Source organism: Desulfofustis glycolicus DSM 9705 (assembly GCF_900130015.1).
In the GTDB taxonomy this organism is placed as follows: domain Bacteria; phylum Desulfobacterota; class Desulfobulbia; order Desulfobulbales; family Desulfocapsaceae; genus Desulfofustis; species Desulfofustis glycolicus.
On sequence record NZ_FQXS01000005.1, the window covers coordinates 43308 to 63578 of the forward strand.

Here is a 20271-nt window from a genome sequence, read left to right on the forward strand (position 1 = left end):
ATCCGTTGCGCTCAGAAAAGGGTGCGTGGTGTCTGTCGAAATTCTTCAGGTCTGGTTTTCACCGCGGCCGGCGCTGCTTGTGCATCAGTTCGATGAAGCGATCGAATAAATACATCGCATCGTGCGGACCGGGTGCGTGTTCCGGGTGGTATTGCACCGAGAACGCCGGGTATCGTTTGTGGCGCATACCCTCGCAGCTGCCATCGTTGAGATTGATATGGGTCAGTTCCACCTGGTCCGGATCTAGGGTGTCGATATCGACACAGAATCCATGGTTCTGGGAGGTGATTTCCACCTTGCCGGTATGCAGGTCTTTGACCGGCTGGTTGCCGCCGCGATGACCGAATTTGAGTTTGTACGTCGATCCGCCATAGGCCAGCCCGAGCATCTGGTGACCGAGACAGATGCCGAAGATCGGCAGACGGCCGAGCAACTCTCGGATGGTGGCGACCACGCCGGCGACGCCGGCCGGATCGCCGGGACCGTTGGACAAAAAGATCCCATCCGGCTGCATGGCCAGGACGGTCGCACTATCGGTGGTTGCCGGCACGACCTGAACGCGGCAACCTTTGTCGGTCAGGATTCTCAGCTGGTTGTATTTGATGCCGAAATCAAAAGCGACAACCTTCAGGGCGTCCGCCGATCCCGGGGCGGTCTCGAAGGATGTGCCGGGGACCGGCATGTTGTTCGACCAGCCGTAAGGGCTTTGGCAACTGACTCGCTCCACCATGTCCCGGCCGATGAGGCCCTGCCAGTTTATTGCCTTGTCGACCAGCGACTCGGGATCGGTATCCTCGGTGGAGACGATGGCCTTCATGGCGCCGGCGGTGCGGATGTGCCGAACCAGCGCCCGGGTATCAAATCCCTCGACGCCGAGCACTCCGTAGGTTTTGAGGAAATCGGCCAGGTTCTGGCGGGCCCGGTGGTTGCACGGAATTGCGTGGTACTCTTTGACCAGAAAGGCTTTCGGGTGAACCGCAGCCGATTCCATGTCATCGGGGTTGACGCCGTAGTTGCCGATCAGCGGATAGGTCATCACCACCATCTGACCCGTGTAGGATGGGTCGGTCAATACTTCCTGGTAACCGCTCATCGAGGTATTGAAAACGATTTCACCGATCGCTTCGCCATGGCCGGTGAACGAGAGTCCCTCAAAGACGGTGCCGTCTTCCAGGGCGATCACTGCTTTCATAAGGACGTCCTTCTGCACGGGCGGTCGGAGGACCGCATCAGTATTGCGGCTGCTGCTGAGGGGGAAATGCCTGCCGCCAGTCCGATCGACCCGATGGCTCGAAATCGTTCTTGGCGGTGGCAGCAGGGGTGAGCCGATCTTTGTTTCGTCAAGATAAAACGCCAACATATAACTCGGATTAGCGCTTTTCGTCAAGAAGAATCAAGCCGACAGAAGAATCAAGCCGATCGCCCGGGGATACCGATTTTCATCAGCAGAATTGAGCGATGGCGATTGGTCGTTGTCAGTCGTCAGTGCGGATCCGGGAATGTGGTTCTCTCCGTGCGGTGCCACGAACGGTGAAGCAAAAATGAACGGCACGTTGTCGACCGGAGTTGTTTTCGGCCGGCCGTTATGGTAGAGCAACTGGCCATGATAAAGCGATTATCCCCCCAAGAAGAAACGACAGACGCCCGAAACGGTGGCGTTGAGCTGCGCCGGGTCGTGCTGGATGAATTGACCGTCGAGCGCTTCGATGCGGCAGCTGGACAAGCCTGGTGCGTTCTCGGCGGTACCCGCTCTGGTGTCGATCGATTTGTGTCTCTGCTCGCCGGCAGCGAGGAAACGTTCACGGCGGAAGTGTTCAAACTGCCCGACAACCTGGCCGTCGTCAGTTTCCGTGGTCAGCAGGAATTATTTGAACAAGAGCTGCGGCGGGATGATTCGGAATTTCTCGATAAAATCGACCCCGGCACTCCGGCTCGCGCGTTTCTCCAGCCCGGTGCCCGGACCGATGAGTTGATCCGGCTCTTTCGACTCGATCATGTGCTTGATCGAGGGTATCGCCAGCTCAGTTCCGGGGAGAGCAGAAAGCTGCTGCTGCTGTCGGCAATCAGTCGTGGCGCCCGCTATCTGCTCGTGGAAAATCCTTACGACGGCCTGGACCGGAAAGCCTGCCGGGACTTCGATCGAACCATGACGGAGTTGCTCCAGGAGGGGTTCGGCATCATGCTCGCACTCACCAGTCGGGCCGATATACCGATCTGGTGTACCCACCTGGCGGTGATCGAAGGGGGCGTCATGGTGCTGCAGGGAGAGCGCGGCGACGTTGAACAGGCCATAGCTGCAGCCGAGGCGGCCGGCAGCTGGGTACAATTGCTTGGTGCCGGAGCGGGTGAGGATACGGCCGGAGAGCCGGAAACGCTGGTCAGACTGGTCGGAGGCCATGCCGGTTATGGTGGAAAAAACATTTTTTCCGGTCTCGATCTGACCGTTCAAACCGGCCAGCATACATTAGTCAGCGGCCCGAACGGGGCCGGCAAGTCAACCCTGCTGGCCCTGATTACCGGCGATCATCCCGATTGCTATACCAACGAGTTGTACCTGTTCGGCATTCGGCGCGGAAGCGGCGAGTCGATCTGGCAGTTGAAGAAAGAGATGGGTATCGTCAGCCCGGCGCTGCACCGCGAGCATTATCTGCCGGGCAATGTCCTGCAGGTGATTGTTTCCGGTTTTTTCGATTCAATAGGCCTCTATAACAAACCGACTGCGCAACAACGGCGGCAGGCCCGTTCATGGCTTGCCGAGATCGGCCTGAGCGATCGGGAAAAAACACCGTTCCGGCGGCTGGGCTACGGGGAACAGCGCCTTATCCTGATTGCCCGTGCCTTGATCAAGCTACCGAAATTACTGGTTCTCGACGAGCCGACCCAGGGGCTGGATGATCGCAACCGCGCCACGCTGCTTGATTTTCTAGAAACGATCGCGGCGCGGCAGATCAGCACGATTCTCTATGTCAGCCATCGGCAGGACGAATTCCGGCCTTTTTTTCGGAACCATCTCGAACTGGGTTGAGCCTGCTGCCGCCGATCGGCGAACGGTCGACAGGCAATGCTCGGCTCTGGCCGGTGACGCTGCCTGTTGCCGAGACGAGGGCGCGGTTAGGCGAAGCTGTCATCAAACAGCTTTTCAATAGCGGCCCGACCCGCGTCGCTGAGATATCTGGTCCCGGAGCCGACGAAGGTATCGTATTTGATATGGGGCTGGTCTTCCTGCCAGCCGTCTTTCCAGGTGTACCACTTTTCTTTCGGTTGATCGAAGACATGCAGGGGGCGATTGAAAATCTTGGCCAGCTGTACGGCCCAGCCGGTCCCACCTTTTACCGAACCGTCATCCTGGATGCTGCCGATGACGAATACCTGATAACCGCTGTTGACCATGTGGAAAATGGTCTGCAGGACCCTACGGATCTTCTCTGTCTCATAGTAGGTTCGGTGCATCATACGGGATGCAAGTTCCATGCTGATGTCACCCCGTTCGAGTTCTTCCTCGGTCAGGATCCGGGTGTTTTTGTCCCGGGACAGTTTGTGGCCCTCAAAGGTGTAGATGACTTCATTGACCTTGAACTTCTCGGCGGTTTCACCGAAGACGGTTTCGGCGCCTTTCAGGCCGCCGCTGTAGAGCGTGCAGTTTTCAGGATTCATGGGATGTCCCTCGTTGATGTTTGACAAAAATCAGCTATGCATCGGTCTCGATTCTATAATACAGCTGTGGAGAAAGGCAACCGTGCGGTGGCGACCGGATACCTTTTTCCCCTCTTTTTTGCGGTTATCATTTTTCCGCGCTGAGAAAGACCCGCCATGGGGCGGGGTAGCCTTCTACAGTCTTGGACGGATCGCTTTGATCGATGAAGTCCTCAAACGATTCAAAGACCATCCACTCGGTGCGCCGCTGTTCGGCCGAACTCATCGGGTGTGCGTCAAACAGCTCCACTGCCGAAAAACCGGCACGACGCAGCCAATTGACCAGGCAGGCGCCGGTCGGCACGAAATAGGTGCCGGGAACCTTGGCGTAGGTTTTTTGCGGGAACAGGGCTATCGGATCGTCGCCGGGGATGGCTTGGGACTCGACGATCAAGCGACCGCCGGGCTTCAGGGCGGCGTTGATATCCCGCAGGGCATCGATCGGTGAGGAGCGATGATAGATAATCCCCATCAGCAGGACGAGATCAAAGGTTTCCGGAAATAAACCAATTTGTTCGACGCCGAGCAGGTCGGCGGCCAGGTTGGTACAACCGGCCATGGCGTTGAGGGCCTGGAAACAGAAATAATGGTGGACCGATGGTTCGAAGCCAAGAGCCAGCAGCGGCTGATGGGAACTCAGGCGAAACAGGTAATAGCCGTTGTTGCACCCGATATCGGCAACCACCGCGCCGGACAGGTCGGGTAGGGCGGGAAGGACTCGGCGCCACTTGCGTTCGCTGCGCCATTCGGCGTCGATCTCGATGCCGAAGACGGAAAACGGCCCTTTCCGCCAGGGCATGAAGGCCTTGAGCTGGTCCTTGATCTGTTGCCGAATTGGCGGTGACACCTCGTCGGCATGACCGATGTGTACCACGCCCTCGCTGCAGTCAACGTTTTCGGCCCGGAAACGGGCGAGAAATTCTGCGGGCCGGCGGTATCTGAGAAATCCCTTCTTCTGCTGGCCCGCCCATTGGTGCCGGTCTCGCAGGACGGCCTCGATGTCGGCACGCCGAACAGTGGCGGGTAGTCGGTCGAGATAATCCATACCGGTATCCGCTCAGGCCGGTTTACAGGCGACGAGGGAGCAAAAGTTAAACCATTGGAAAAAGGGGGTCACCGGTTGGAACCCGGCGTTGGCGAAGAGGGCGATATTTTCTTCGACGGAAAACGGGATCAGGATATTTTCCAGGGCTTCTCGTTTGCGGGCGATTTCCAGCTCGGAATATCCGCGCTCCCGCTTCAGGTCGTGATAGATGTCGATAAAACTGCGGTTCAGGCGACCGTCCGGCAGGATCGTCTTTTCACTGACGATCAGCAGTCCGCCGGGTCGGAGATTGGCAAACAATCTCTCAGCAAGGGCCGGCCGCAGCAGCGGCCTGATGAATTGCAGCGTATAGTTGACGACAAAGGCCGCGGTCCCGGGGCGCTGTATCCGGGTGATGTCTTCCAAGCAAAAGTCGATGGTGTGTTGCCGACCATACATTTCCGCTTTAAGCCGGGCCTTTTCCAGCATCGCCGGTGAACTGTCGATGCCTACCAGACGCAGATCCCGTCCTTCGAGAAGCCTGGCTATTTGTATCAGCGAGGCGCCGGTGGAGCAGCCGAGATCGCAGACGGTGTCTCCCGGCTGCAAGTGGCGACGAAGCAGGTGAGCGGTTGCCTTGATCACCTCCTGGTAAAACGGAACCGAACGGTCGAGCATATCGTCGAAGACTTCGACGACCCGGTCGCTGAAGGCAAAATCCTCGGGTACGGTGTCAGTACGATACAATCGGTCGGCAGGTGGGGATGAAAACGACGACATGGCAAGGTTATTATTTCTGGTACCATGTGCCGTCGGCGGCGCGGAACCAGTGTCCCCGACTGCCCTTTTCGGCGATCTGTTTGGCTCGTCGCTGACCGACCAGAGCGATGTCGACCCCCTGGTTCTTGGCAATTTGGGCGTAGACGAGCCGGCGATCCTTGTTTTCGGCCTCAACCACCTGCTGATCAGGCTTGTTGCCGGTGCGATATTCGAGGTATCCCTGGGCGTTCTCTCCGATCACACCTTGGTCTTTCAGGGCGATAATCGTTGGTATCCGCGCTGTCATCCGGTCTTTGATCGAGGCGGACGTGGCTGGTGCGGCACACCAGAGCAGGGTCATCAGGAACGTGAAAATGATGGCGGTGCAGTGTCGGCAACGCATGCAAGACCTCCGGTTCGGATGGGGTTATTGGCTGACGTCCTCGGCGGCCTCGTCGATATCACTGAAGAAATCGTCGAGGGCCCGGTCAACTTTGACATTGACGTCGATAGTGATGTGGATCGGTTTGATTTCCACCGGCTTGACTTCGACCTCGTGTCTGGTGCATGACAGCAGCAACCCGGACAAGGCCGCACCAGTCAGCAGCAGGAAGGCATGACACCGTTTCATATCATTTGTTTCCCATGATCGATTTGACGTCGTAGCCGACCCGCAGCAACTCGGCCAGCGGCAGACGCAGATTGATATCCAGTCTGATCGGGTAGTCCAGCTTTCCCTGTTGTGCTTCAACAAGCGCCCCGTTTTTGAACGCATAGGGCAACGGCGTGCGCGGCCGGCCGTCGAGTTCCATGGTGAGCAGCAACTCGTCCCCGAAACTGTTGAACGACAGTCTTGACCAGTTGTAGGCGAAGTCCTCGAGCGCTTTCAGCGAGTAGCCGAGGGAGCCGGCCTGTTGCACGGTGCCGATTCCCTGACGAAGCAGGTCGGTGTTGGTGAATTGTACTATACCACCTGCTCCGGGGGTCGAAAACAGAAAACCGTCATCGATGTGGAGTTGGTCGCCAGACCATTTGACCGGCAGTTTGCCGTTGAGGGCACCGTCGCCCTCGGTCTGGTCGAAGCCGAACTGGTTGAGCAATTCGGCGAAATTGATGCGGCTCGAGTAGAGGACGGTATCGATCTCCGGATTGATCGTCGAAAGCCGGACACTGCTCGATTCCAGAGTTCCCCGGCACCAGTCGACCCGGCTTTTCTCGATAAAGAGAGTGCGCAGGTCTTCCAGGCGATAGCTGATATCGGCAGCACCAAAATGCAAGTTCCCGATATCGATCCGGGCGGCGGTGCACCGCTGACTTGGTGCCGAACGGATCTCCGGCAGGTGCGGCAGCGTCAAGGAACAGTCGAGGTCGGAAATGTTGAGACGGCGCTCGTCCTGCGTCAAGGTTCCGTCGCGAAGCGAAGCCGTCAGCAAGCCGCCCAGGCGGCCGGCGTGTCGCTGCAGCGAGCCGTCCGCCGTCAGGGTGCCGGTAAAACCGAGTTGTTTCGGGATTCCGGCGATGTTCGGCAACAGTGCGGCATCGACGGCAGTCGACGGCAGCTGCCAGGATAGTTCGAACGTCCCGGCGGCCGGCCGGACCGAACCGGTTAGGTACAATCTGGGCCGGGGCGGGAAGGCAGCCTGCAGAGCGCCATCCAGATCGATCCGGGCAGAGCGTTGATGGAGCGTTGCGCTAAAATCGCCCAGCAACGTATCCTGCCTGCTGATGGAACCGATGGCAAGCGAGCCGGCACGGGGAACCTCGTCGCCGGTCGTATCGGGCGGGGCAAGGATGTATGGCAGCTTCAGTTCGAGGCCACCGAGTTCCATAGCTTGCCCGGGCAGCAACACCCGGTTCACTGCGCCATGCAGGTCCCCGCTGGTCTCGTCGTCGCGGTGCTCAACGAGCAGCCGAACGGTGGTACCGGAGAGGTTCGTCGTGATGGCATCGTGGATCAGCTCGATTTGTGGAAGTTCCAGGTCGATGCGGGCCGACAGGTGGTGGGGGCGCCCCGTCAGATCGGCGTGCAGATTCGCTGCCGGCACGGTGATGGTCGCTGGCACGCCGGGGATTGTCAGCGGTTTTTGGTCGCCTGCCCGGCCGTCGATAGCCAGCTGCCAGCTGCCGTCCGATTGCCGGCTGCCGCGCCAGGATACGGTCGAGGCAAGACGCTCCGCGGCCCGTGTCGCCACCATATCGACCTCGCCGGTCAGGGTGATGCCGTCTTGGCCGACGGACAGGGAGCCGCGCGGCGTTGCTGCCAGTCTCAAAGCCGGTGAAGAAAGGAGCAGCGGAGAGAGTTCGTAGTACAGGGCGGACGGCGTGCCGTTCACGCTCAGTCGGACCGTACCGCTCTCTTCGGCGCCCGTCACCTTCAGCGGACCGACCGTCAGAGACGGCTGGGTGAAGGAGGCCCGCAGGTCGAGTGCAGTCGATGATCTGAGATCCTCTGCCAGCGCCAGGGAGAGCGTGGCGTTCACGGGACCGAGCCGTGATCCCTGCAACGACGGCGGAACAAAGCGTGCCGGTACCTCGCCCTCGGCGTGCTCCAGGTCCAGCGACAGCAGGTATCCGTCGTCGACGGCGCTGAGATCCGCCGTGCCGCGAGCCAGGATCAGATCGGCAAGGGCAAACCGTCCGGCTGCCGTTTCCAGTCGGTACGTGGCGTTACCGTCGCGTGTCGAGGAAATGGTCAAATCTGCCGATACACTCAGCCGCAACGGTGTTCGCCCATTTTCGTGCAGGACCAGGCTGCATTGTTTGATTATCAGATGATCGACGATAAGGGGTAAGGCGAGTGGGGCGACGGTAGATCGACTATCTTTTACGGTGCCTGCCGAAGAGAGCCCCGGTATGATGATGCGATCATCACTACGATAAAGATGCAGCACAGCATGATCGATGGTCATCGAGCGGAGCCGTTTTTTGAGCAATTCCAGCGGTGAAAATGTCAGAACCAAACGGGGAACGGCAATGCCCGGTTTCTCAGGCTCGCCGAGGTGCAGGGTGCCGCTTGCAGAAAACGGGGTGAGCCGGTTGACGCTCAATATCCGCTCACTGTCCGGTAGATCATCGAGCAGCGCGGGCAGCAGCCAGGTATTCAGCGCGAAGGGGAGCAGCAGAAAAAGCAGGGCGACGGCGACCGCAGCAAGAGCCAGGGCGGCGGCCAGTCGGCGGAGTAATTTTGACATGGCCTTTTCAGTGATGCGTTGATAGAGAGCTCGAAGATGACCGACAACATCGACGATGCCGCTTTCAGCGTATATGAATCGGCCCAAAATGCCTAGATAAAATGTATCCCGGCAATCGTCTCGGACGCGGTTTCGACAGCCCGGAAGTGCTGGAAAATTGGGTTGCCATCGGGTAGATATGTAAGTATAAAGCTACGCTGACGGGATGATGGCAACACCACGGTGTCAGAGCACATGGCAGTGGCTGCGCCTCGGAGAGATGCCCCGGTTGTTGCCTGATCGCCTAACCTTCTGTCAAGGAGGATATGATGGAATCGCCCGAAACTTCTTCGCGCCGGTCTGATAATCACTTGAAACTGGGAGCTAATATCGTCCTCTGCCTGGTGATCCTGTTTCTCGTCAGTTACGGGATCAAACGCGTTGCCGAGGCGCCGGATGTCGTCGGGTTGCTCGAGCAGAGCGTCGTGCCGGGACCGCGCGTCGCGACGATCGGTGATCAGTTGGAACTCGTCGATTATCGTCTTGATCTGCATCAGATCGGCAACCGGGTGCAAGCCGTCTTCACCGTGGCAAATAACGGCGATCGCCAGTTGCGCGATCCGGCTATCGACTGTGAGCTCTTCGATCGCTTCGGCGAGCGGCGAGGCGTCGACCGCTGGGTGATCTACGACACGGTGCCGGCTCGCAGCGAAGAGAGCTATGTGCTGGAAAAACAAAGCTATGTCTCCCCTCTGGTGGACCCTGCGACCGTGACCTGCCGGATTGTCGATATCCATGGCCCGGCCCGACCGCTCGTGGTTCATGAGCAAAATCGACATCACCATTAACCAGGTTCTTCCGCGAAGCAAGGGGCTTGGGAAGAACGTGCAGAGAACGCTGGACAGCTATGTCAAACGAGATTGATTTTGATGAAATACTCGCCAAGTACCGCTCCGATCCCTACAACTATATCCAGGTGCGGGCGCCGCACACCGGGGTGATCAACTATCGGGTTGATAAGGGACAGGCCGTCGACGCACCGAGTGGCGAGTGGCAGCATATCCCGGGTACGACGCTCTTTGAGATAACTCGGGAAAAAAACCGTAAGCCGCTCTGTTCGCCGATTACCGGTATCGTTTCGGAGCTCAAGGCGGAACTGGAGGGCTGCTTCGTCGAGGCCGGGGAAAAGTTGATGACGATTCGTTACCCGCTGAAAAAAAAGGATATCATTGAAAATATTCTGAAAGAAGTGCTCTATCTGTTCAGGGCGCCGGAGAAAGCCAAATATTTTTTTGCCCTGGATGTTCAGTCCCGGATCGATAAAAAGGGGGCACGTTCGGTCATCATCAAGCCCGGCGACGAAATTCTGACTATGTCGCTGATGAAACGGGATACACCGGTTTATTACGCCGGCGAGGAGGGCGTTATCCATTCGGTCTATTTCGAGCCCGGGATCTCGGTCGATCAGGGAGAGCCGTTGATCGGCGTCTGCGGTGCCGACAAAGTGCCGCTCATCCAGAAAGTGATTACCCGGGTCAAAGCCGAGTGGGATAATATCTGATGGCCCGGGAGGGTCGCCAGCCGCCGCGGAAATCGATACGGCCGAGTACTGTTCCTGTCGATCGGGCATGACGTCAACAGTCGGTCTCACCGCCGCCCGTCTTCGTTCCTATTGTCGAGATGTCGAGTTGCCGGCGCGTCGCAGCGGGCCCCTGGGCCGTGCAGCCGACGAGATTATGCGTTATGGCGCTTTTGTCGGCAGCGTCATTGAGCGTCACAAGCGTCTGGAACGGGCCATGCTTCTGGCTCGCGAGCAGATCGCGGTACGGGAGCGGGCTGGCGAGTCTGTGGTTTCGGGGACGACCATTATCGCCGATTCACTGACCGGTTCCCGTGGGCGCTTTGCCCGGAGCTGGCACGCCCCCCCAGGCGGCCTGTGGGGTACGCTGGTTGTCGTCAACACCCTTCTGCCCCCTTCGTTTCGGTTGCTGCCCATGGTGGCCGGGATCGCCTGCTGCGAGGCAGTGCGTGACTATTGTCCGGCCGCGACCGTCCGCTGGATCAACGACGTACTGATCGGTGGCCGCAAAGTCGGCGGGTTTCTCTGCGAGAGCTTTATCGGTGAGGGGTCCGGGGAGGAATTTTGCCTGATCGGTTTCGGTATCAATGTAAATAACGAATCCTTTCCCGAAGAATTGCGCGATGATGCCACCTCGCTCAGCCTGGCGGCAGGAACCGCGGTTGATCTCAGTGAATTCGGTTGCCGATTTCTGGCCGCTTTGACGTTTAATATCGGACTCCTTTATTATCACGAAGATCATGTGCTGGGCCAGCGTATCGATGCTGGCGCCGCTCACCCGTTGCTGCTTCGTTGGCGGGAGTTGAGCGATTCGCTCGGACGAAGCGTGGTCTACGGCTTCGATGTGATCAGTCGGCCGCAATACCGGGCGGTGGTTACCGGAATTGACAACGAGGGCGGCCTCTGTCTCACGTTGACGGATGGCAGCAGGATTGTCGAGCATAGCGGTGAGATCCGCTATCTGATGTGAACGCTCTGTTGCCTCTCAGTCCGGCGGCAGCCACTTCCAGGAGGTGAGTTCCCGCTGGAAAAGGTGCCTGCCATACTGGTGCATACAGTCGAGGGTTTCGGTGAGGACGGCCCTGCCGATTTTGCAGCGGTTGAGTCGGGTCGGCGGTTGTCGTTGGACCATGGCAATGGTCTGAATAGTGCCTGCCGACAATCGTCTGCCGCCAGTCTCTCCGACGGCCAGGCAGACAGGGCAGATCAGGCCGCCGGTCAGTGGACTGAACAGTCCCTGCTGTCCGGAAGGCCACGGGGTGCCGCACCTTTGGCAGAGCGAAACGTCGGGACGATAGCCGATACAGTCAAACAGTTTGATCAGAAACAAGGCGATGACCGCTTTCTGTCCGTCTTTGTTGTTCAGTGCATGCAGCGTCCAGAGCAGCAGCTGGAATAATTGGTCGTCCCGCTGTTTTTCGCCGCTGGCCAGCAGGATGAATTCTCTGACGATCGAGGCCGCCTGGTAGGCGGTAAAGGCTTGGCGCAGCCCGATAAAGCCGTTGATCAGATCGGCCTCGGTAAGAACCGCGAGTCTGTCGGGTGCCGATTGGCTGCAGGTGATCTGCAGGAAGGAGAATAGTTCGAGCTTGTTGACGAAGCGTTTTTTGCTGCGGTGAGCCCCTTTGGCGATTGCCGACAGTTTCCCGATATCACGGCAGAAAAAGGTGACGATTTTATCTGATTCGCCGTGATCGAGACAATCGAGTACAACTGCTGGAACAGCGGCGCACAGCGTGGGCATCGGTCAGTCGAGCAGATACTCCGGAATGGTCAGAGAGATCGTCCCATCCGTTGCCGGCGGAAGCGGCAGAGTGATGCCATTGAGAAAGAGTCGCACAGCGGTTTCGGCCGGCAGTTCCAGGCCGATTGATTCACGCGCTTGCCAGGTTCTGATGGTGCCCCGGGAGAGGGAAACGGTTTCTTTTGTCTGGTCGTCAATGGCGATGGAAATCGTTGCGTCTTCCTGGAATTCGGCTACCAGCAGGTAGCGGTAGCCTTCCGCCAGCGGGGTGGTCGCCGGTGGTACCAGTGGTTCGGATGGGGCCACGCCCGCCTCCCCGGCCGGAGCCGGTTTGTTCGGTAACGCTTGCGGCTGCGGGGTTTGCTGGTCGGCGGTAACACTCTGTTCGGCCGGCGGCTGCTGAAATCCCCGGAGCCATTTGCTCGCTTGGCTGGCAGGATTATAGCCGGCATACCAGCTGATACCGGCGGCGATCAGCAGAACGATCAGCAAGCCGATACCGAAAATGGTACCGAAAGAATAGGAGGGTGGCGAGGCCATGCTGCCGACATGTCGTTCCTGCCAGCTCGGTGCGGTCAGGCCGCCGCTCTTGGTCACGGTATCGGTTCGTTTGTACTCGTCACTGAAGCGCTGGATGATTTCTTCCTGGTCCAGGCCGAGCATTGCCGCGTAGAGCCCGTAAAAGCCACGAGCAAAGGCCAGAGGCGGCAGTGCTGTGAAATCATCGGCTTCCATGGCCCTGATGATTTCCGGTGTGATCCGGGTCTCTGCTGCGACATCGGCAATCTCCAGAGACCGCTCCAGGCGTAATCTTCTGAACAGTGCCCCGATGCTTTCCCGGTCGTTGTCGTCGATGCGGTTTTCCATAGCGTGGTCCCTGTTCCGTTGGTGACGGCGAGCGGCTGTGACGCCGCTTTGGTGCCGTTATTTCCTGATATAGGCCGCTTCCCTGAGTCGTTTCAGCCAGGCTTCATATTCTTCCTGCATCGTCTCACGATAAAGCTCTTCCCTGATCTGTTCTTTCACTGTTTCATAGGGAGCTTTACTGACAATGCCGCCGCTGCCGCCGGAAAGCAGTTGAAAAAACTGATAGCCGAATGGGGTCTCCACAATATCACTGATATCCCCGGGCTTGAGATCGGCTACCGCCGTTTTCATGTAGTCGGCCATCTCATCCTCGGCGAAAACACCGATATCGCCGCCTTCCTCGGCTGAAGGCAGATCGGAGAAGCGGCGCGCCAGATCACGAAAATCCTGTCCGGCCAGTGCCAGTTTATGGATGCGCTCAGCCCGTTTTCGGGCATCGAGCTTGGCCTGGTACAACGCCGCCGTCGATTGCTGAGCAGTTTCCGGCTCGTCCCAACCGACCCCGATCTGCAGCAGATAGAAGCTTCCTTCGGCGACGTTTTTCGTGTACTCGTCATGGTAATAATCGAGGACCATGTCGTCGGTGATAAGAATCTTCGAGCGGACCGCCAGCATCAGCAGTTTGTTCTGCAGGAGTTGGCTCTTCAGGTTCCGGCGATACGTCTGTTCGCCGATACCGTTTTGTTCGAGCTCTCCGAGAAACTCCTCGCGAGTGGCACCATTGGCGGCAAGGACCTGATTGAACGCTTCATCCACTTCCTGATCGCTTACGGAAATGCCCTGTTTGGCTGCTTCCTGGGCGATCAGTTTGCGGTTGACGAGAGCGTTGAGCACCTGGTCTCGGACCATTTCGAGAGCTTCCTGCCGCTCGTCGGCAGGGGCCTCTCGCCTGATTTTGGCAAAAAGCGGTCCGCCTTCCTCTTCGAGTTCCGACAGGGTGATGACGTCATCGTTTACCTGCGCGACAACCTTGTCGATTATCTCGGATGCGCAGTCGGTTGCAGTAGTGCCGAGTACGACGAGACAGCAGGCGATGACAAAAAACGGTGATATGATGGCAAACAATCTCATGCTCTATCCCGTGATGGGTCGTATGGGTTAATGAAACAGGGACCGTGAATTATCGGTGCTGTAGTGGAGCGGCGGTCAATTCGCAGCCCAAGGCCCGGGGAGAAAAAGTGAGATAATAGCAGAAGCCGGGTGCCTTGTTCAAGTATTTTACCAAAACCTTATTTACGGTCGGTCGTCGATGCATTACAATTAAGAGGCGGCTTAAAAAGAGCCATCACTGGCGCAATGATACATAAGATAAGGGGATTTTACCATGTCTAAACGGATCTTTTATGCAGCTGGCGTATCACTCTGGTTCCTGGTCGCCGGCTGCTTCGCGGTGGTTCCGGCCATGGCGGCGACGAAAATGCCGGCCTTCAAACTGGAGGAAGTAGCCAGCGGCAAAAAGATCGACAGTGGGATTTTTGCCGGCAAGTCTTTGCTGATAACCTTTTTTGCCAGTTGGTGCCCTCCCTGTATCCAGGAGATAGCCACCCTGATCGATTTACAGAAAACATACTCCCAGAGCGGTTTCTCGGTTATCGGGCTGTCGGTGGATAAGGAAAAGCGAGTGGTCCGTGATCTGGTTGCCAAGCGCGACATCAACTATCCGGTGATGATGGCAACCGATGCACTGACGGTCAGTTTCGGCGGCGTCTACGGCGTACCGACTTCATTTTTGGTCAATCGGAGCGGTACCGTGGTGAAAAAATATACCGGCTATGTTCCCCAGACGGTATTGGTGCGGGATCTTGAACAGATTATTGATTGAGAGTTCTGGTTGAGGGTTCTTGACAAAGGCGAGGAAGACAGGTATGTTAGGTAGCTCTTAAATAATGGCTGTAGAGCAACGACGACGAAATGTATCCGAAGAGGCGGGCAACGCTGAAGGATACAGTGATCAGCATACTTTGCCGGCTGGACCCAAGGAGGTCGGCGCAATTGCTCATTAGCACACAGAGGAGATTTATTATGAAAAAGAGAATTATTGCCGCAGTACTTGCCCTGATGTTTGTCGCTTCAACCGCCGGTACCGTTTTTGCTGCACGATTGAAGTGTACGGTCGATTCAGTTGAAGGCGACAAAGTCACCATGACCTGCGAAAATGCCGATCAGTTGAAGCCCGGTGACAAACCCCGCGTATCTCCGCCGAAAGGGGGCGCCATTGAAGGTTGCTGATTGACAGCCAATCTGATTGTCGTTATTCTGAAGGGTCGGCTGACGAGTGTCAGCCGGCCTTTTTTATTGACGACGTGTATCCTGGCATTTTTTTATGGATAAATCAGAGGAGCTTGAAAAACTCGAAGTTTCGTTCAAGATCGAGGCATGAAAAAACTCTCAGGCATCTATACGATATTCAGAGGATAAAATTTTATTGCGCAGCGATGATAATGGGCGAAATGGCAATTTTTCAAGGTTCCCATAGGAAAAGAGCGGCTGTGTGGAACTGATCAAGGCCCTGTTACTCGGTTTCATCCAGGGCGCGACCGAATTTCTGCCGGTATCGAGTTCCGGGCACCTGGTCCTTGGTTCACATCTGCTTGGTTTCTCCGGTCAGAGCGTGGTCTTTGATGTCATGTTGCATCTCGGCACCCTGGTCTCGGTGTTGATCGTGTTTCGCCGCGACATCGTGCAAATGATCATCGCCCCCTGGCTCTGGATAACCGGTCGTCGCTCCGACGAGACGGCGCATTTTCTCCGCTGGGATGCGGCCATCATCGTGGCAACCATTCCCGCGGTGATCGTCGGTTTGACCATGAAGGGTCTCGTGGAAACGCTTTTCGCCTCGATCCTGGTGGTCTACCTGATGTTGATCGTGACCGGGGTGACGATGATCCTTTCTTCCCGGCTTGTCGACCGAGGCAACAGGATCACCTGGTGGCGGGCGTTGCTGATCGGTGTCGGTCAGGCCTGCGCTATTGTCCCCGGCTTGTCCCGTTCCGGGACCACTATTTTCACGGCAATGCTGCTCGGAATTAACCGGGAAACGGCGGCCCGGTTTTCTTTCTTGATGTCCCTGCCGGCTATTCTCGGAGCGGCTGTCCTTCATGCGGGTGAAGTGATCAGTCACCCTCCGTCAACGCAAGCTCTGGGCTACATGGTCGCCGGGACGCTGATGGCGGCCGGTACCGGTTATGGGGCTATTGTTTTACTGCTTGACATCATCAGGAAAAACCGCCTTCCCTGGTTCGGTTATTATTGTCTCGCTGTTGCCTGTATCGGACTGACGACCTTATTTTTGCAAATGTAACGACATGGATATCAGAACGCTGCCCGAATCGGAGCGAATGCTCTTCAACCAGCTGCAACAGCGTCACCGTCTTCATTTTTCCCGGGAGCGGTTCGGTGGCCACACCCTGCGGCTGTTGATGCCTTCCGATCTTGAAGAATTGCTCGAAGGCCGAGACCCATTCGCCGACGTATCCCGTTTTCCGTTCTGGTCACGGCTCTGGGAAGCGGCCCGAGTGCTTGCCGAGGTGCTCGTTGCAACCGCCGATCGGCCCGCCGGGAGGCTGCTTGAACTGGGCGCCGGGCTGGGGGCCCCCGGCCTGGCGGCCGCGGCCGCCGGCTATCAGGTGGTGCTGAGCGATTATGAACAGTTCATCATCGATTTTCAGCGAGTCAGCGCCGCCGCCAACGGCTTGACCGACGTGCGTTGCGTTTTGTTGGATTGGCTTGATCCTCCGAAGATGGAGCGTTTTAATGTGATTGCCGGGGCGGAGATCTTGTTCCGCGAGGAATTCGTTGAACCGTTGCTCCGGATATGCGAAAACTATCTGCAACCCGATGGCATCGTTTATCTGGCTCATGACGTGCGACGCCAATGCTTGCCGGTCTTTCTCCGGGCAGCGCAACAGCGTTTTGTCATCGGTAGCCGCAAACAGACTCTCACCAGAGACGGGCAAACATTCGATATCCTGGTGAATCGATTACAGCGTCGGCGTGATCACCAGTAAGGGGCGGAAGGACGGATGGGAGGAAGCGATCAGGCAATAACGACGTCTCGTGTCTGGTACCCGGTCAATCTTGATATCTCCGGGCGGTTGTGCCTGGTGGTCGGCGGTGGCCGGGTGGCCGCTCGAAAAATTTCAGCACTGTTGCTGAGTCGAGCGGTGGTGCGGGTAGTCAGCCCCGAATCGTGCGGCAAGGTTCGGAGACTGGCAGAAGAAGGCAGGGTCGAGTTGATTGAGCGTGCTTTTCGGGATGATGATCTGACCGGCGTCTTTCTCGTCTTTGCCGCTACTGATATACCGGCTGTTCAGCACAGAATCGCCGAGCAGGCCAGACAGCGTGACGTGTTGCTCAACAGTGCCGAAAATCCGGGGTTGTCGTCTTTTCTCGTGCCGGCCCGTGTGCGGCGCGGTGATTTGTTGCTGGCTGTCTCGACGGGCGGCGCCAGCCCGGCCCTGTCGGCGCTGTTGAAACGCAAGCTGGCCCTGCAATTTGGCCCCGAATACGCGCTGCTCGTCCAATTGATGGCAGCTGTCCGCAAGACGGTGGACCTCGGCGGGGATCACGCGGCGGGTAACCGGATGCTGTTTCATGATCTGCTGGCCCTGCCGATTCTCGAAGCAATTCGAGAGCGTGATTGGGATGGCCTGCGCATGCTTTTGCACACCGTTCTGCCCACCGGGATCGATGGGGATGTATTGGTCAGACAACTCGTTGATCGAGAACGATCCGAGCAGTAAAGAGGAGGTGACCGGCCGATGTTCCAACAGCCGCTGTTTCATCAGCTCAATTTGTTTTTGTTTCTCTGTGTCCTGGCGATAACACTGGCGGCATCCCTGTGTTACCTTGCTTTCTTTGTCGGCCAGCGCAATCGGGCGCGCGATTGGGCGAGGCGGTTGCTGTTCGCCTCCTGGATCACGCAAACCCTGTACATTGTTTCGCGCTATCTGCTGATCGGCAACACCCCGGTAACCACCTACCATGAAACGGTGGTTTTTTTCGCTTGGGCGACGACCGCTGCCTACCTGTCTTTTCGCTGGCGTTATACCGTCAAGAACTTTGGCACGTTTGTCTCCCTGCTCATTTTTGCCCTGCTGGTGGCCGCCTCTTTTGCCTCCCGGGAGGTCATCCCGCTCGAGCCGCCACTGCGCAGCTGGTGGCTGCCGGTCCATGCCGGGTTTTCGCTGATCGCCTATGGCTTCCTCGGGCTTGCTTTCTGTGGCGGACTGATGTATTTGCTCCTCGAGCGTGAGTTGAAGAGCAGACGGCTCGGCTATTTTTTCAACCGTTTGCCGTCGCTTGACGCACTTGATCAGCTCAACTCCCATTGTCTGACGATCGGCTTTGTCTTCCTCTGCCTCGGTATGATCTCCGGTTCTTTCTGGTCGAAACAGGCCTGGGGGACGTATTGGCGCTGGAATCCCAAAGAGGTCTGTTCGCTGGTCATCTGGTTGGTCTTCCTGGCCCAGATTCACTTGCGTTTTACCGTCGGCTGGCGCGGTCGCCGGGCGGCGTACATGATGGTCGCCGGTTTTATCGTCGTGATTCTGACACTGTGGCGGGTGACCACCTGATGCAACGGAATACCTGCATGATCGCCGGCAGATCCCTCACCCTGCTTGGCGTCAACCATAAGTCGACTCCGGTGGAGATTCGCGAGCGGATGGCCCTGACCGCCGGTTACGAAGAAGCCCTGTGCCAACTGAAGCAGATTGCCGGGGGGCTTGAGTTTTATCTGCTGTCCACCTGCAACCGGGTCGAGTTGCTCTTTGCTTCTCAAGGCGAGGAAGAGATCGAGCGGCAGATGATTCATTTTCTGTTCGGCGACGCCATCAATGAGACGGAGCGGTTGCGCTATTCCTATTGCTACCGAGATGGAGAAGCGGTCAACCACCTCTTTCAGGTCGCCGCTTCGCTCGATTCGCTGGTGGTCGGCGAAGCCCAGATCCTCGGTCAAATCAAGGAAGCCTATCGTTTTGCGGCCGCCCATCGGTGCACCGGACCGCTGCTCAACAAGTTACTGCACAAAGCGTTTTCGGTTGCCAAGCGGGTGCGCAGTGAGACCGGCATCGGCTCGTCGGCGGTTTCCATCAGCAGCGCCGCCGTTGAATTAGCGAGAAAGATCTTCGGCCGGCTCGACGATAAAAAGGTACTGCTGATCGGTGCCGGAGAAATGGCCGAATTGGCGGCGGAGCATTTGCTTGGCCAGGGAATTGGTGAAGTGGTTGTAGCCAACCGGACATTGTCCCGGGCCGTTGAGTTGGCGCGGCGATTCCGTGGCCAAGCCTGCTCTCTCGAAGAGCTGACGATGCGGATAGAACAGGTCGATATCGTCATTTCCTCGACCGGTGCTGCTGATCTGATCATCCGCAGCGAAGACGTCCGACCGCTGATGCGTAGCAGGCGTAACCGGCCGCTGTTCTTTATCGATATTGCCGTGCCTCGCGATCTCGACCCGGCCCTGAACGACATCGACAATGTCTTTCTCTACGATATCGACGATCTCAGTCAGGTGGTCGAAGGAAACCGCGCCGAACGGGAAAAGGAAGCCATCAAGGCGCGGCGCCTGATCGATGAAGAAACCCTGAAATTCTGCCGCTGGCAGGCTGGCTTGGCCGTTACGCCGACCATCGCCGCGCTCCGCCGGAAAGCCGACGACATTTGTCGCCGGGAGTTGGACAGGACGTTGCCGAAATTGCAGTTGAGCGAGGCCGACCGGCAAAAGGTCGAAAAACTGGCTCAGGCAATCAGCGCCAAGATGCTTCACGATCCGCTGCTTTTCCTGAAAAGCGAATCCTGCCGGCCGGGAGACGATACCAAAATCGATATGGTCAGAACGGTTTTTGGCCTGCAAGACGACAACGAAGGGACCGGGAACAGCAATGACGGACCCACTTGAAGACGAGTGGTATGCGGTCCGGTATTCCGGAGAACTTCCCGAAGTGGCGCTGCATTCGGCCTTCTATTATCTCGGTGAGGATGAAAGTGGGCCGCGCTTGACCCTGACCCGCGAGCAGTGCCGCCGTTTGATCGAGGCCGCCGCGGAGCGTTTCCGGGAAATTATCCTGCGTGACTTGCTGCCAGCCAACCGCTCGTCTCCGGGCTATCGCGGCGTGCGGCGGGCAATGATCAACTGGCACCGCTACCGGCAGTTCTGCCGGCGGCAACAGGTTGATTATCCGGCACTGCGCGGGCAGGTCGCGGCGCAATTGCTCAGCCTACTGGCGGCTCATAGCGCTGACGGTAAGCAGGGCCACGGCTTCGACATCAATTGCAGTTTTGCCGAGCTGAGCGTCTTTGTCCGGCAACTGGGCCTGCCCCTGTCGGCGGTGCCGCCGGAAATAGCACCATTGTGCCACCGGGAGGCCCAGGCCGCCGATGTTCAGGGAGACACGACAGAACGGTGCTGATCAGTGCCGGTTTTCTTTGTGTG

22 protein-coding genes are annotated in these 20271 nt (G+C 57.8%); 12 read left to right on the forward strand and 10 right to left on the reverse strand.

Annotated features, from left to right (window positions below; genetic code table 11):
• Positions 1–58 precede the first annotated feature (58 nt).
• A complete protein-coding gene (gene carA, locus BUC26_RS05685; RefSeq protein ID WP_073374425.1) occupies positions 59–1192 on the reverse strand; it encodes a glutamine-hydrolyzing carbamoyl-phosphate synthase small subunit in 1134 nt (377 codons plus the stop codon).
• Between the two features lie 411 nt (positions 1193–1603).
• Here carA and BUC26_RS05690 point away from each other — a divergent pair, with 411 nt between their 5' ends.
• Positions 1604–3025: an ATP-binding cassette domain-containing protein gene (locus BUC26_RS05690; protein ID WP_084540495.1), complete on the forward strand. Its 1422-nt coding sequence runs from the start codon at positions 1604–1606 to the stop codon at positions 3023–3025.
• A gap of 86 nt (positions 3026–3111) precedes the next feature.
• Here BUC26_RS05690 and BUC26_RS05695 read toward each other — a convergent pair whose 3' ends face one another.
• The 6 genes from BUC26_RS05695 to BUC26_RS05720 form a co-directional block, all read right to left on the reverse strand.
• On the reverse strand, positions 3112–3654 hold the full coding sequence (locus BUC26_RS05695) for a hypothetical protein (RefSeq protein ID WP_073374147.1): 543 nt from the start codon (positions 3652–3654) through the stop codon (positions 3112–3114).
• 127 nt (positions 3655–3781) lie between these two features.
• Positions 3782–4738: a tRNA 5-methoxyuridine(34)/uridine 5-oxyacetic acid(34) synthase CmoB gene (cmoB, locus tag BUC26_RS05700; RefSeq protein ID WP_073374149.1), complete on the reverse strand. Its 957-nt coding sequence runs from the start codon at positions 4736–4738 to the stop codon at positions 3782–3784.
• Positions 4739–4750: 12 nt separating this feature from the next.
• Positions 4751–5497, reverse strand: coding sequence for a carboxy-S-adenosyl-L-methionine synthase CmoA (cmoA, locus tag BUC26_RS05705; RefSeq protein WP_073374151.1), 747 nt, complete (start codon positions 5495–5497; stop codon positions 4751–4753).
• 10 nt (positions 5498–5507) lie between these two features.
• A complete protein-coding gene (locus BUC26_RS05710) occupies positions 5508–5879 on the reverse strand; it encodes a YdbL family probable chaperone protein (RefSeq protein WP_073374153.1) in 372 nt (123 codons plus the stop codon).
• A gap of 24 nt (positions 5880–5903) precedes the next feature.
• Positions 5904–6107, reverse strand: coding sequence for a YnbE family lipoprotein (locus BUC26_RS05715; protein WP_073374155.1), 204 nt, complete (start codon positions 6105–6107; stop codon positions 5904–5906).
• Between the two features lies 1 nt (position 6108).
• A complete protein-coding gene (locus BUC26_RS05720) occupies positions 6109–8667 on the reverse strand; it encodes an intermembrane phospholipid transport protein YdbH family protein (protein ID WP_143165919.1) in 2559 nt (852 codons plus the stop codon).
• Positions 8668–8972: 305 nt separating this feature from the next.
• Between BUC26_RS05720 and BUC26_RS05725 the strand changes: the two genes are divergently transcribed.
• The 3 genes from BUC26_RS05725 to BUC26_RS05735 all read left to right on the forward strand — a co-directional run bounded on the left by BUC26_RS05725 (position 8973) and on the right by BUC26_RS05735 (position 11195).
• Complete coding sequence (locus tag BUC26_RS05725; protein ID WP_143165920.1) at positions 8973–9494, forward strand: hypothetical protein; 522 nt, start codon at positions 8973–8975, stop codon at positions 9492–9494.
• 59 nt (positions 9495–9553) lie between these two features.
• Positions 9554–10207, forward strand: coding sequence for a hypothetical protein (locus BUC26_RS05730; protein ID WP_073374161.1), 654 nt, complete (start codon positions 9554–9556; stop codon positions 10205–10207).
• Between the two features lie 67 nt (positions 10208–10274).
• Positions 10275–11195, forward strand: coding sequence for a biotin--[acetyl-CoA-carboxylase] ligase (locus BUC26_RS05735; protein ID WP_073374163.1), 921 nt, complete (start codon positions 10275–10277; stop codon positions 11193–11195).
• Positions 11196–11210: 15 nt separating this feature from the next.
• Here BUC26_RS05735 and recO read toward each other — a convergent pair whose 3' ends face one another.
• The 3 genes from recO to BUC26_RS05750 are packed head-to-tail and all read right to left on the reverse strand — an operon-like array spanning position 11211 to position 13907.
• Complete coding sequence (gene recO / locus BUC26_RS05740) at positions 11211–11969, reverse strand: DNA repair protein RecO (protein ID WP_073374165.1); 759 nt, start codon at positions 11967–11969, stop codon at positions 11211–11213.
• Positions 11970–11972: 3 nt separating this feature from the next.
• Positions 11973–12836, reverse strand: coding sequence for a helix-turn-helix domain-containing protein (locus BUC26_RS05745; protein WP_073374167.1), 864 nt, complete (start codon positions 12834–12836; stop codon positions 11973–11975).
• 57 nt (positions 12837–12893) lie between these two features.
• A complete protein-coding gene (locus BUC26_RS05750; RefSeq protein ID WP_073374169.1) occupies positions 12894–13907 on the reverse strand; it encodes a SurA N-terminal domain-containing protein in 1014 nt (337 codons plus the stop codon).
• Positions 13908–14160: 253 nt separating this feature from the next.
• On the opposite strand from BUC26_RS05750, the gene BUC26_RS05755 reads away from it, so the two are divergent.
• From BUC26_RS05755 to BUC26_RS05790, 8 genes are all read left to right on the forward strand, one after another.
• Positions 14161–14658, forward strand: coding sequence for a TlpA family protein disulfide reductase (locus BUC26_RS05755; protein ID WP_073374171.1), 498 nt, complete (start codon positions 14161–14163; stop codon positions 14656–14658).
• A gap of 200 nt (positions 14659–14858) precedes the next feature.
• Positions 14859–15065, forward strand: a complete 207-nt coding sequence (extJ, locus tag BUC26_RS05760) for a selenite/tellurite reduction operon protein ExtJ (RefSeq protein WP_073374174.1) — start codon at positions 14859–14861, stop codon at positions 15063–15065.
• A gap of 262 nt (positions 15066–15327) precedes the next feature.
• Positions 15328–16137: an undecaprenyl-diphosphate phosphatase gene (locus tag BUC26_RS05765; protein ID WP_073374176.1), complete on the forward strand. Its 810-nt coding sequence runs from the start codon at positions 15328–15330 to the stop codon at positions 16135–16137.
• A 4-nt stretch (positions 16138–16141) separates the two neighbouring features.
• Entirely contained in the window at positions 16142–16843 is a 702-nt protein-coding gene (locus tag BUC26_RS05770; RefSeq protein WP_073374178.1) for a class I SAM-dependent methyltransferase, read from the forward strand.
• Between the two features lie 15 nt (positions 16844–16858).
• Complete coding sequence (locus BUC26_RS05775) at positions 16859–17578, forward strand: precorrin-2 dehydrogenase/sirohydrochlorin ferrochelatase family protein (RefSeq protein WP_073374180.1); 720 nt, start codon at positions 16859–16861, stop codon at positions 17576–17578.
• An 18-nt stretch (positions 17579–17596) separates the two neighbouring features.
• Positions 17597–18412 carry a cytochrome C assembly family protein gene (locus tag BUC26_RS05780; RefSeq protein ID WP_073374182.1) on the forward strand — a complete coding sequence of 272 codons (816 nt, stop codon included), beginning with the start codon at positions 17597–17599 and terminating at the stop codon, positions 18410–18412.
• 17 nt (positions 18413–18429) lie between these two features.
• On the forward strand, positions 18430–19737 hold the full coding sequence (hemA, locus tag BUC26_RS05785) for a glutamyl-tRNA reductase (RefSeq protein ID WP_073374184.1): 1308 nt from the start codon (positions 18430–18432) through the stop codon (positions 19735–19737).
• Positions 19721–20248 carry a hypothetical protein gene (locus BUC26_RS05790; RefSeq protein ID WP_073374186.1) on the forward strand — a complete coding sequence of 176 codons (528 nt, stop codon included), beginning with the start codon at positions 19721–19723 and terminating at the stop codon, positions 20246–20248. Before hemA ends, BUC26_RS05790 begins: the two co-directional genes overlap by 17 nt.
• The last annotated feature ends 23 nt before the right edge of the window (positions 20249–20271 follow it).